Below are 12,396 nucleotides of genomic sequence, written 5' to 3' on the forward strand. Positions count from 1 at the left end.
GATAGGTTTAAAAAGGGGGAACCTTCGGTTCCGCCCCAACAACTTATGCTTTCTATAAAGTCAAAAAAGAGCCCGGCACGAGTGCCGGGCTCTCTTCGTTTCTTACAGCTTAACTACGTTCTCAGCTTGTGGACCGCGGTTGCCTTGAACAACGTTGAATTGAACGCGTTGTCCTTCGTCAAGTGTCTTAAAGCCATCGCCTTGGATAGCGGAGAAGTGAACGAATACGTCGCTTCCACCTTCAACACTGATAAAACCGTAGCCTTTTTCTGCGTTGAACCATTTCACTGTACCTGTTTGCATTTGTAAATCCTCCAATCAATTGGTTTAACATGTAACTCTTATTTACTTAGGGGAGCAAATAAAAAATTCACATATTGGAAAAGGTTCCATCATTCTGACATCATGATAACCCTTTACAATATGTGAATAGGTCGCTCATAAATGCGGTTTGCAATTAGGTTCATTGTAGCACATGATTTTCGAAAACGCAATCGCCCAAAACGAGTCCAAGTTGAGGAATCGAAATCTTTTTATTCCAGCGCCACTGCACGGTTTATGACCTTCAAAGCTTCGCGTTTGCTTAACGGGGACAGCTCGTGTTCGGCGACAAAAGCACTCACTTCCTCGGGAGCCGTCTTGGAGTATTCACGCAACGCCCAGCCGATCGCCTTGCGGATGAAAAACTCCTTTGATCCGGCAAGTCGCCCGATATAGCTGTACAGCAGCGCGGTATCCGTCTTGGCTTTATACTTCAGCTGGAACAGGATGGCGGTCCGCTGCAGCCATAGATGGCCGGAGTCCATCCAGCGACTGGTAACGGACTCGATCAGCTCCGGGTATTTCGCGAGCAGCGGCCCCACCTGATTCGCGGCCAGCTCGTCGACCGTGTCCCACCAGGAATGCGTCACGATCAGCCATTCCAGCAGCCCGAGCCGTTCCGGCGGCGCGTTCTTGCGGGTTCTGGACAGCAGTCCGAGGGCGAAATACGCATACTCGCGCTCGGGCAGCTCCCACAGCGCCCGGACGACCGCTTCCAGCTCGGCAGGCTCCGGTAAGCCGTGCTCGCTAAGGAAACGGTCGTCTATGAGCTTGCGCTCCGGCTGTGGAATGCCGAGGAACTCGAACTGGTCGCGCATATAGGCTTTCATCGCCACCGCTTTCTGCGCATCCGCCCCTGCTTCCAGGGCGGCTTTCGCCGCTTGGGCATACGCCAACGCCTGCTTCTTCATCATCCCCGACCGCTCCTCATCGCTTATTTGCCTTCCGCCAAAGCCGCTTCCGCCAGCCGATTCGCCTCCGCAATCGCTTCGTTCCCGGTGACCGCCGCGTCCTTCAGCTTGTACTGATCCTTCATCCGCAGCGTGCGGACGATGCTATCCTCCACGCGCTTCACGGAGATGGTGCCGTTCGCCACCGCTTGCTTCAGCGCATCTAATACCTTCACTTGCATATCGAAGTCATGGCCGACGAGCACGATATCGCTGCCCGCCAGCACCGATTGAACCGCCGCTTGGCCGATGTCCTGGTGCTTCGTGATGCCGCCCATCGTCATATCGTCGGTAATGACGATCCCGTCATAGTGCATATCTCCGCGCAGCAAGCCGCCGATGACCGCGGGCGACAGGGAAGCCGAGTGATCCGGGTCGAGCTTGGGCAACAGCAAGTGGGCAATCATCACGGCGTCGGCTTTTTTGCCGACCGCCGCCTGGAACGGCTGAAGCTCAAGCGCCTGCAGCTGGGCCAAGCTTTTGTTCACGACCGGCAAGTCCAAATGCGAGTCTACCGACGTATCGCCATGGCCGGGGAAATGCTTCACGACCGGCATGACGCCCTTGGAGCGGATGCCCTCCATGACTTGCAGCCCGTGTTCGATCACGATATCCGGCATCGAACCGAACGAACGGTTGCCGATGACCGGATTGTTCGGGTTGCTGTTCACATCGAGCACCGGGGCGAAGTTCAGGTTGAAGCCGAGCGCGCTTACTTGCGCCGCCAACGCTTGTCCTACTTGGTAAGAGTAGGAATCCCTATCCCTGCGTCCGATTTCCTGAGCGGTCGGGATTCGGACGAAAGGCTCCGGCAGCCGGTCGACGCGCCCGCCCTCCTGGTCGACGCTCAGCCAGAGCGGCACCGCTCCCGGGACGGCGGCATTCGTCCGCTTCAGCTCGTTCAGGAGTGACTGAGTCTGAGCGCCGCTCGTAATATTAGGCTTATATAAAATGAAGCCGCTCACGCGGTAAGTCTGGATGAGTTCGCGGGCATGAGCGTCCATCGCCGTCCCATCCAAGCCTACGAGCACGAGCTGGCCGATCTTCGACTCCAGCGGCATCGCCTCCACGCGCTTGCGGAGTGCGGCCTCGGCTGCAGCGACCGGATCCAAGGTAGACATCGGCGTGGCGGTAGGTTTGCTCGACGCGGTCGCGACAGCTGTGGCGGTTGCCGGCGGCGGTGTAGAGCCGCTAGCCAAGCTTCCGCCTGGGTCTCTTCCGTCCCCTCCGCCCGAACAGGCGGCTAACAGAACGGTCACAGCCGTTACAACGATCGGTACGGACAATAGGGCCTTTTTTCTACGATGCTTCCACATTTGCACCATGGATCCCTCCCTGCTAAGAGCAATATGTCCACCCTGAAGGTTAATCATACCATTCTCTAGTCAACCGACGCTATGTTTGCTACACTGGACGAATGAACAAGTTGATCTGGCTAGGCTGTTTATCTTACTTTTTGATCGGACTCGCCCATACGGTCGTAGGGCCGGTCATGGAACCCCTCATCTCGCACTATGGGGTATCTTACTCCGACGGCGGGCAATTGGTGATGCACCAATTCCTCGGCTTCCTCGCCGGCGTCCTTCTCTCGCCCTGGATGATCGGACAGCTCGGGAGACGATCGACGATCTTGCTCGCTACCGCCGCGCTTACCATCGCGGAGACGGTCTACAGCTTCTTGCCCGACTGGAGCTGGATGCTGGCCGTCGCACCGCTCGCGGGGTTCGGCTTCGGCACGATCGAGTCGGTCATCGGCGCTACGATTCTGGCTGTCATTACGGAGAAACGCGCATCCGTGATGAGCCGTCTCGAAGTGTTCTTCGGCGTGGGCGCCTTGGTCATGCCGGGAGTAGCGGCGATCCTGGTCAGCGGCGAGCATTGGCGGTGGGCGTTTCCATTCGTCGCAGTGTGGTCGGCCTTGACGATGCTGCTCTGGCTGCTGCCTTCCATCGGCAAACGTACCCTCGAAACGCCGGGCCAGGAGAATCTTCTGCCTGCTGCGAACGAGCCGGTCTCCCCGTCACAGACGAAGTATTCGAGGCCGATGCTGGGACTGGTGGCCGCAGGCGCGCTTTTCTTCTTCCTCTATGTAGGCACCGAAATGAGTCTGGCGCATTATTTGCCGTCTATCCTGCACCTGAAGACAGGGCTTAGCGAATCGGCGGCGGCATGGTCGGTCAGCCTGTTCTGGGCGGCGATGGCCGTCGGCCGCTTCATTATAACCTTCGTAGCAGACCGTATCCGCTACTCCGTCTTCCTGCTGTTGACCAGTACAGGGACCGCCGCAGTCTGCATGCTCCTCGCGTTAGCCGGGCGTGCGCCGGCCAGCCTGGTGCTGATCGTCGTCCTCGGCCTCATCATGGCCGGCATGTTCTCAATGGGGCTCGTGTATTGGAACAACTCCTTGCCCGGTACATCCGACCGCACCACCAGCATCCTCGTTGCCGCGGGCGGGCTCGGCGGCGCCTTGCTCCCCAAAGGCTCCGGCGCCATCATGGACATCTGGCCGTCGAACTACGCGCTATGGCTGATGGCCGCTTCGTCGCTCCTTATGCTGCTGATCATGGCGACCGCGATTCGGCTGGCGAGACGGGTGCTGGCGGATGTGCCGGCCGGGGACCGTTCCTCCCGCGCTTCATAATTATTGGTATAAATTCCTGCAACTTTCGTATACTAGTCATGTCCTTATAGAACTGTCCGTATCGGGCAGTTCTTTTCCATTCCTGCCCTACCGGGCAGTCCTGAGGAGGTAGTTGACTTGTACTATTCGAAGAAAGCCGTGGAGGAAGTCCAACAAGAGGAGACTCACATTTGGATGTGCAGCACCGACGGGTGCTCCTGCTGGATGCGCGAGAACTTCTCCTTTCTCGACGCCCCGTCCTGTCCGATCTGCCAATCGCCAATGGTCAAAGACATGAAGCTGCTCCCTGCCCTGACAAATAACACCCGCCGATAGTTTGGGCGGATAGCAGCCAAGCGCCTACTCGCACGAATAGACGGTCCGTACGAGACCGCCCTTGCGAATATCGCAGCGATCCGTCACGCGGAATCCGACTTGCGCGAGCGCCTCTTCGATCGGGTGAATCGCAACGACCGCGACGCGTTTCGCAAGCCGCCTGACGCTGACCAACATCTCCAGCTGTTCGGGCTCCGGCAGCACGGAGCATAGGTTGTAAGGCAGGTCCAGCACAGCCGCATCATACATACCGGCTGCTTCCCGAATATCCTGGACGCGAACGACGTCCGCATAGCCGAAGTGCGCCAGATTGACTCTAGCCCCTTGCACCGCAAGAGGATTCACGTCCGACCCGACGATGTCGATCCCCATCGACAGCGCTTCGACGAGCACCGTGCCGATTCCGCAGCACGGATCGATCGCCCGCACGCACGCCGGGTCGGGCACCGCTATATTGACGACGGCTCGCGCCACCCTGGCGGACAGAGCCGTCGAGTAGGGGCGGGGCTTCGCTTTATGCCGCAGCCACACCGCTTCATTTTCGCGCAGCTCGCCGAACAACCACCTTCCATCCCCCGCCAGCAGCACACCGAAACGCACATCCGGCCGACGCATCTCCGCTTTGCCCCGAACCCGCGCTCCGATCGCCCTCTCGATTCGCCGTTCTTCCTCGTAGTCTACCCGCGACGAAACCGACCGATCGCCTTTCACGTATTGAACCTTGAACGTTCTGCCCTCTTCCAGCGCCAACGCGTGAACCTGCTCAGTCAGATCCTTCAGACTCGTAGCGGCATAGCTAACATCGATCCTCATTTTCACAAACGGACTTCGACTCGGATCCAACTGCCGTTCGCTGACCACTAGCCCCGATCCCGGTTTCGACTCATAGCCGAACAACGCTCGCAGCTCCATGAGGCACAGCGACTCTTCCTCTTTGTGACAGGCGTACGGATAAGCGTATAATGAGGGAAACGGGATTACATGTTTAGCATCTTTGTTCACTGGCGTTGTCGTTCCTTTCTGCCACTTTTTACCATTATCTGTCTTGTTCCAGTCATTCATCTATAAAAGCTAAGAGGAGTTTTCCATGAGAGCCAGATTCGCCCTTATTCTCACATCTATTCTTGTCGTGTTTACCGGCATTCATTACTACGTAGGCTGGAACCTGCTGAACTGGCTGGACCGAATCTGGCCCGGCATTCCCCATGCGGCATTCTGGAGCTTGTTCTGGTTGATCGCGTTCTCCTATGTGCTGGCCCGGCTGGCCGAGCGGTTTATGCCCCATCGCGTCTCTTCCTTGCTCAAAATAGTAGGCGCGTGGTGGATGGCGGCCTTGTTTTACTTGTTCCTGCTCATGCCTCTCGTAGACTTGATCGCGCTAGTGTTCCACCTGGCCGGTGCCGATCCGGATGCCTACATCCCTTGGCTCGGCGGAGTCGCATCCGTCCTCGTCCTCGCCCTGCTGGCCAAAGGCGTCTGGAACGCCTGGAACCCGATCGTCCGGACGTACGAGATTGCGATCGACAAAGAAGCCGGCGGCCTGAAGGAGCTCACGGTGGCGGCGGCATCCGACCTGCACCTCGGCTCGCTTGTGCGCAAGCGGTACTTGAATGTGCTCGTCGACAAGCTCACGGAGATGAAACCCGACTTGATCCTGCTACCCGGCGATATCCTCGACGACTCGTTCGTGCCGTTCGTCCGCCAAGGGATGGCCGAGTCGATGGCCCGGCTTCGGGCGCGCTTCGGCATCTTCGCCGTACTCGGCAACCACGAGTACTTCGGCGGTCATATCGCCGATTACGTGCGCACGATGAGGGACATCGGCATCGAGGTGCTGATGGACCGAACGGTCCGGATCGGCGATCACTTCTACGTCGCCGGCCGCAAGGACAAGACGGCGGAGCGAATGCCGGGCGGCGGGCGACTCAGCCACGAAGCGCTGCTCGCCGAAGTCGACAAGGCGCTGCCGGTGTTCCTGCTCGACCATCAGCCGTACGGGTTCGACTCGGCTGCGGCGAGCGGCGTTGACGTCATGCTGTCCGGGCACACGCATCGCGGCCAGATGACGCCGAACCACCTCATCACCCGCCGGCTGTTCGAGCTCGACTGGGGCTACAAGCAGAAGGGCCGTCTCCACGCCGTCGTATCCTCCGGATACGGGACATGGGGACCGCCCATTCGGCTCGGGAGCCGGTCGGAGATCATCCGGCTCGTCATTCGGTTTCGGACACCCGCGTAACGGACGCGGGTGTTTTCGTTCTTCTCGGTACGAAACGAACCGCAGTCCCGATCAAGGCGAAGCCGTTCAGCAGGAAGACGATCGGAATCGACAGCCAGCCGCCGAGCGCGCCGCCTACGACCGGCCCCGCCATATGGCCCAGCTGATTCGCCGACTGATTCAGGCTGAACGCCCGACCCCGGAAGGAGGAGTCCGTCTCCTTCACAATCATCGCCTGTACCGACGGATAGACGGCGGCGAAGAACAGCCCGTAGACGAAGCGCAGCACCCCGAAGCCAACGAGACTGTGGAAAAAAAACTGCAGCAAATTGCCGACCCCACCGCCGATCAAGCCGATGAACAGCGTTTTCTGATAGCCGATCCGCGCCCCGATCCTGCCCCAGATCGGCGCCGCCAGCACAGTCGCGAGGCCGACGGCGGAGAAGATGATACCCGAGCTGAGCGAGGCGGTGTCATGCGAGCCTCCCAGCTGCAGCACATAGATCGTGAGCAGCGGCTCGAGAATCATGACGGAGGCGGCGATCAGCAGGCTGAGCCCGAGCAGTCTCGTCAACGGGCGGTTGGCGACTGCCTCCCTCAGGTCGTTCCGGACGCTGGAACGCGAGGCACTGCGGTTGAAGTTATGCTCCCGCGCGCCAATCCAGGCGATCAACACGGCGATCAAGACGATCGTGCCGGACAGCAGATACGATTCCCGGAAGCCAAACCAGTGGCTTGAGAGGCCTCCGATGAACGGCCCGAGAATGCTGCCTGCCGCACCTGCCGTAGAGATGATCCCTAGCGCATAGCCGACCTGCTTATCCGGCGTGTTGGTCGCAATCAGTGCAATCGAAGACGGGACGAAGCCGGACAGCAGCCCTAGCATGATGCGGATGCCGACCAGCTCGTACGGGTTCGAGACGAAATAGGTGAGCAAATATAAGGCCGATAAACTGAACCCGGACCGCAAAATCATCGGCTTGCGTCCGTACTTGTCGGCCAGCGAGCCCCAATAAGGCGCGATCATCGCGCTAGCCAGAAAGGTGATGCCGAAGGCTACACCCGACCAGGTCTCGAGATGGCTCTCCACGCCGAGCTCGCTGTTCAGGAAGAGCGGCAGGAACGGGACCGAAATCGAATACGACATGCTGCAAAAGAAAATGCCTAGCCAAAGCACGTACAAATTGCGTTTCCACGAAAGCTCCATAGACCTCCTGCAGTACCGTGCGAAAATGCTATTGGTCCATTATACCACTCTAACAACAAGATGGAACGAGCTCTATTGAAAGAGTCTCGTTCCATCATGGTTGCCGGAAGCGGCAGCTGCCCCGCCGTTTCCCTGCACAGCTCCGCTCGTCCAGGCCGCAGTCTGCCCTCTGCCGGCCGGGTGAAGCGGCTTCCTTGCCTACTTCAGAATACCGGCGGCCTTCAGATCGGCGATATATTTGTCGTACAGATCCTTGCCTTTGTACTTCGTCATCAGCTCATCCCGATACAGCGGCCAGTTCTTCGCCGACTTATCCTCGAAGATGACCTTGGAGAACAGCTCGTTCTGACGTTTGCGGTAACCGGCGAGATCGAAGCCTTCCGGCGCGACGAGCGAGGTGCCGACGAATTTGTTCTTCGGAATCGCGTCGAGGAACTTCGTAATCTCTCGGTCGCGGTCCGTCTCCCGGGAATCGACCACCGTAAGCCCGTACACTTCCGGCTGCGCTACAACGCCCGTGAAGAACGACCACACCTTCAGGAAATCGCCGTTTTTGCCGATGTCGTTGCTGTACGCGTCGAGGTTCAGCGTAATAGCGTTGCCGTTCCGTGTATAGTGCTTGTTCGCCTCTCCGAAGTGTGTCAGGATATACCCCTCTTCGCTTGCCAGCCAATCCAGAATCGCTACGCTGCGCTCGATCCGCTCCGGATTTTTGTCCGCGACCGTCTTAGCGAACAGGAACGGGGCGCCGGGCGCCGGCTCGGACGTGATCGGCTGATTCGGGAACATCGTGAACGGCACCCAGTTCGCATTCGGATTCACCTGCTTGGAGCGGAATTGAATGCCTTGCTGGTTGTTGTCGAACGCGAAGTCCTTCGTAGTGCCCATCACGACGCCGACCTTGCCTTGAATCGCTTTCTCGATATGCTGAGGCGGCTTGTTCAAATACCAGTCGGGATCGACCAGCTTGTCGTTAATGACCTTAAGGACATCGTCGAGCGCCCCTTGCATTTCCGGCGAAGCCGTCAAGTCTTGGTACGTGTTGTTCTTGATCGGGGCCGGACTGAAAATCCCGTTCTTGAGCAGCTCCGGCCACTCGGTGCCGAGGTTGAGCCCGCTGCCCGCCGTCGTGAAGCCGTACGTGTCCCCTTTGCCATTGCCGTCCGGATCGCCTGTCGTGAACGCTTTCAGGATATTGTAGTATTCCGTATAGTTCGTCGGCAGCTTCAACCCCAGCTTATCGAGCCAATCCTTCCGGATATAGAAGGAACGGTACACCGACTTCGAATAAGGCAGCGGAGCGCGGACGAATTTGCCTTGTACTTGGTAGTTTTTCAGCTCGTCGGCGGTGGTCCAGTACTTGAAGTAGTTCGGCATCGTCTGCGGCGTCACGAACTTCGTCATGTCGGCGAGGATGCCGTCGAGCGCGTACTTCTGGCCGCCGTCAGCCGTCGCGTCTCTCCACATGTCCGGAGGACTGGAGGCGAGCAGGGTGTTCGTCTTCGTCGTGTAATCCGTGCCGGTCGCCATGTACGCTACTTTCAGCTCTACGTTGAACTTTTCTTCAATCGCCTTGCGCACAAAATCTTTGGCCGCATCCGGCAAGTTCGTGTTGGCCGGTGCCGAGATGAACCAGTCCAGCGTCAGCTTCTGCGTGTACTTGTTCGGCTGTGCCGTTACCGTTGCCGCGGTGCTCGGCGAGCTAGTCGAGGTTTGTGCCGGCGTCTCTTCCTTGGCTCCGCAGGCGGTCAGCGTAAGCGAGGCGGCTACTAATACGAAAGCCCCGCTGCGGATCGTGTTTAGCGCTTTCATGATCAACCCTCCGTTTTCTAATGGTCTGGCGTCGTTTAAACACCCCCATCTTCACACGGAACCTCCGGACCTTCAATGTTCACTTGCCGCAAGCGCTTGGGAGCAAAAGATAACGATTGGGAGTTAAAGATAAACGGTTGTTCGGCATTGCTTGCGGGACTAGGACTGTTCTTCCGATGCTCCGTCTGTATCCGTATCTTCCTCATTGGAGCGACCCGATTTGGTTCGCAAGCTGCCCGGCGTCGTCCCCATTGTCTGTTTGAAAATACGGCTGAAATTTTGCACCGAAGCATACCGGAGCCGCTCCGCCACTTCCCTCACCGGCATGTCGCTATGCATGAGCCATTCTCGCGCCTTCTCCATGCGGAAGCGGATCAAATAATCGGCGAAATATTCGCCGGTCTCTTCCTTGAACCAGCGGCTGAGCGATTTCGGCGTCACTTGCAGCTGATCGGCGAGCAACTGCAGCGACAAGTCCGTCTCGAATTGCGAACGGATCGCTGCGATAGTCTGCGCGACTACTTTTTTGCGCCGGGGGACTTGCTTCGATTCCAGATGCGAGCGGATTGCCGGGATTACTTGCCCGACCATCCACATTTGCAGCTCGTAGATTGATTTCATGTCGTTCCATTGGGCCATCATGCCGCCGCCGAGCAGCTCGTTCAGCTCCACGCCGGATTCCTGCAGCAGGTTGTCGAGCTCGCCGAGCAGATGGGCGAACAAGCCGCGCACCGTCTCCGAGCTGCTGACCGATTCGGACGCCAGCGTCACCAGCTCGAGCAGCTGCCGGGTCGCCTGCTCGAATTCCCCGCGCGACAGGCTGGAGACGACCGCCTGCTCCTTCTGCACAAGCTGGCGGGTCCCTACGGACACGGTGGCGCGCAGCTCCCTCATCGTGAGCAGCGCGTTCGCGCCGAGCGTCCAGCGGTATTGCAGCAGCGATTGCGCCTCCTCGTAGGAGGCGCGAATGTGGCCGCTGCCCGGCTTCGGATCGCTGAGGAACAGCGATACGGTCAGGTTCAGCGTGACGGCGGCTTCCTGGCGGAACCGGTCGTACAGCTCCCGTAGGGAGAGGCTGTGGCTGTAGTCGTGGCCGGAGCCGCCGCTGTGACTGTGGCCGTGGCTGTGGCTGTGGTCCGCCTCCGCCTCCGCCTCCGGTTCCGGGTGCTCGATGCCGAGCAGGAAAACGACCTGCCCTTGCTTCGGCGATGCCGCGAGCAGCGGCTGCCCGCTTGCGGCAGCGAGCTCCTCCAGCAGCCGGCACAGCGCCTGCGTCATGAGCGCCGGCTCCGGGTGCGGGTGCGGGACGATCGGCTCGATGCCCGCGACCGCGTCGATCTCGGCCAAGCCGACGACGATGTACGGGCGCTGGAGGACGGCCAAGTAATCGGCCCCGTCCCATAGGGCAGCCCCGGCGAGCTGTTCTCCGCGAATCAGTTGCAGCAGCGCGTGCTCCTTCATGACGAAGCTTTGCTCTGCCAGCCGGCCATGCAGCCGCTCGTTCGCGGTTTTCATCTCCGTCATATACGCGTGCAAGGCGCCCATGACGTCTCGCCCCTTCGGCAGCGCCTGATCCTCCTTGGCGAACGTCCGGGCGATAAGGCGCTGGAGCGGCGCGAACAAACGCTTGGAGCCGAGCGCGGCCAGCAAACCCCAGCACATGGCGATGACGAGTACGATCAGCCAGGTGAGCGATTGGATGTTGTTCGATTTGCGGTGGACTTCCGCTACCGGGGACATGACGATGTATTTCCAGCCGTTCAACGCCGATTGGAGGTTTGTGACGAAATAGGCTTCGCCTTCGTAATGGATTTGGACCGGCAGCGGCTCTTCGCTCTGCAGCATGGCCTGCAAACCCGAGATCGGGCCGGTCGGGCTGAGACCTCCCGCTGTCGCGTCTTCCGGATCGCGCGCCATAAGCCGATTCTGGTCGTCGAGCAAGTAGATGTACCGTTTCCCGCTCAGCTCCGTCATGCCGATCAGCTCCTGCAGCTGCTTCGGGTTCAGGTGGAGCACGAGAATCGCTTTCGGGTGCGGCGAGTTGAGCGGGACGGTGCGGACGAGCAGCAGCTCTTTTTGATTCGTATATGTGTTGGGCGGTATTTTATAGGCTTGGTTGCCTGTCATTTGCGTCGTTTTCACGATCTCATTGAGCGGGTAGTCAATCTGGCGCAGCATCCCCATGCGGAAGGAGTACACCGTGCTGAACTTGGTCATGACGAGGGACACGTCGAACGGGATGTTCGAGCTGAGCACCGTATTTTGCAGCAGGTTCATCAGCTCTCGGGAGTTCTCGATGGTGTCGGTCGACACGCCTTCGTCGATCGCTCTCAGCAGGATCGGATTGCCGGCCAGCGATAGCGAGATTTGCTCCATCCGCACGAGCAGGTTGTCCGTCTGGACCTGGATGACCTTCAGCGCGGTCGCCTGATGCGCCCCGACTTCCTCTTGCAAGCTGCGGGACGCGATTGTGGTCGCCACAGCGCCGATCAACAGGACGGGAGCGATGCTCAAGAAAAGGCAGAACAGCAACAGCTTGCGTTGATACGTCAGACTTTGCAGCAACTTTTGCGCCATGCCGAGCCTCCCCCGTTCCGGTACTACTTTGGATAAGCTCTATTATACATCTGTCGACAAGTTTCGCGGTAGATGATATTAGCAGATGCCCACTCCACTCCCACGCCGACGCAGAGCTGCCTACCTAACGGAACCCCTCGCCGGATAACGAACCTCCATCCCCAACCTCATCTTCAAGGGAGCTGGATGGTTCGGTTTGCTGTGCTTAGTGTGGCAGTGTTGCTTGGATAGTTGTGGCGGGGGCTGGGATTGCTCAATTGGCGGGGGCGGGGGCTGCGGCGAGGCGCGATGTAAGGTAAAATTGGTCTACTTGGCAGCTGAAACGGGCGGCCGGATGCGATGTAGGGTAAAATTG

Annotated in this window: 10 protein-coding genes; 3 read left to right on the forward strand and 7 right to left on the reverse strand. The window is 59.0% G+C overall.

The genetic code is table 11. From position 1 onward, the window contains the following. Nucleotides 1–102 precede the first annotated feature (102 nt). The 3 genes from PKO02S_RS29630 to nagZ all read right to left on the reverse strand — a co-directional run bounded on the left by PKO02S_RS29630 (nt 103) and on the right by nagZ (nt 2,596). Nucleotides 103–303, reverse strand: coding sequence for a cold-shock protein (locus PKO02S_RS29630; protein WP_127588623.1), 201 nt, complete (start codon nt 301–303; stop codon nt 103–105). 230 nt (nt 304–533) lie between these two features. After that, complete coding sequence (locus tag PKO02S_RS29635) at nt 534–1,232, reverse strand: DNA alkylation repair protein (protein ID WP_127588632.1); 699 nt, start codon at nt 1,230–1,232, stop codon at nt 534–536. 23 nt (nt 1,233–1,255) lie between these two features. Then, the gene (gene nagZ, locus PKO02S_RS29640) at nt 1,256–2,596 is read right to left on the reverse strand and encodes a beta-N-acetylhexosaminidase (protein WP_164821762.1); all 1,341 of its coding nucleotides are present in this window, start codon (nt 2,594–2,596) and stop codon (nt 1,256–1,258) included. Between the two features lie 92 nt (nt 2,597–2,688). Between nagZ and PKO02S_RS29645 the strand changes: the two genes are divergently transcribed. Next, nucleotides 2,689–3,912, forward strand: a complete 1,224-nt coding sequence (locus PKO02S_RS29645; RefSeq protein WP_127588625.1) for an MFS transporter — start codon at nt 2,689–2,691, stop codon at nt 3,910–3,912. 174 nt (nt 3,913–4,086) lie between these two features. Then, nucleotides 4,087–4,227: a cold-inducible protein YdjO-related protein gene (locus PKO02S_RS29650; RefSeq protein WP_307720051.1), complete on the forward strand. Its 141-nt coding sequence runs from the start codon at nt 4,087–4,089 to the stop codon at nt 4,225–4,227. A 24-nt stretch (nt 4,228–4,251) separates the two neighbouring features. On the opposite strand, the gene PKO02S_RS29655 is transcribed toward PKO02S_RS29650, so the two are convergent. Continuing rightward, on the reverse strand, nt 4,252–5,229 hold the full coding sequence (locus PKO02S_RS29655; protein WP_246067627.1) for a TRM11 family methyltransferase: 978 nt from the start codon (nt 5,227–5,229) through the stop codon (nt 4,252–4,254). Nucleotides 5,230–5,314: 85 nt separating this feature from the next. Between PKO02S_RS29655 and PKO02S_RS29660 the strand changes: the two genes are divergently transcribed. Continuing rightward, complete coding sequence (locus tag PKO02S_RS29660; protein WP_127588628.1) at nt 5,315–6,466, forward strand: metallophosphoesterase; 1,152 nt, start codon at nt 5,315–5,317, stop codon at nt 6,464–6,466. On the opposite strand, the gene PKO02S_RS29665 is transcribed toward PKO02S_RS29660, so the two are convergent. The 3 genes from PKO02S_RS29665 to PKO02S_RS29675 form a co-directional block, all read right to left on the reverse strand. Then, nucleotides 6,441–7,652 carry an MFS transporter gene (locus PKO02S_RS29665; RefSeq protein WP_127588629.1) on the reverse strand — a complete coding sequence of 404 codons (1,212 nt, stop codon included), beginning with the start codon at nt 7,650–7,652 and terminating at the stop codon, nt 6,441–6,443. The genes PKO02S_RS29660 and PKO02S_RS29665 overlap by 26 nt on opposite strands. Nucleotides 7,653–7,850: 198 nt before the next feature. Further along, nucleotides 7,851–9,464 (reverse strand): type 2 periplasmic-binding domain-containing protein, encoded by a 1,614-nt coding sequence (locus tag PKO02S_RS29670; protein WP_127588630.1) that lies wholly within the window; start codon nt 9,462–9,464, stop codon nt 7,851–7,853. Nucleotides 9,465–9,623: 159 nt separating this feature from the next. Next, a complete protein-coding gene (locus PKO02S_RS29675) occupies nt 9,624–12,041 on the reverse strand; it encodes an AraC family transcriptional regulator (RefSeq protein ID WP_127588631.1) in 2,418 nt (805 codons plus the stop codon). Nucleotides 12,042–12,396 lie beyond the last annotated feature (355 nt).

Source organism: Paenibacillus koleovorans NBRC 103111, assembly GCF_004000845.1.
Classification (GTDB): domain Bacteria; phylum Bacillota; class Bacilli; order Paenibacillales; family NBRC-103111; genus Paenibacillus_AA; species Paenibacillus_AA koleovorans.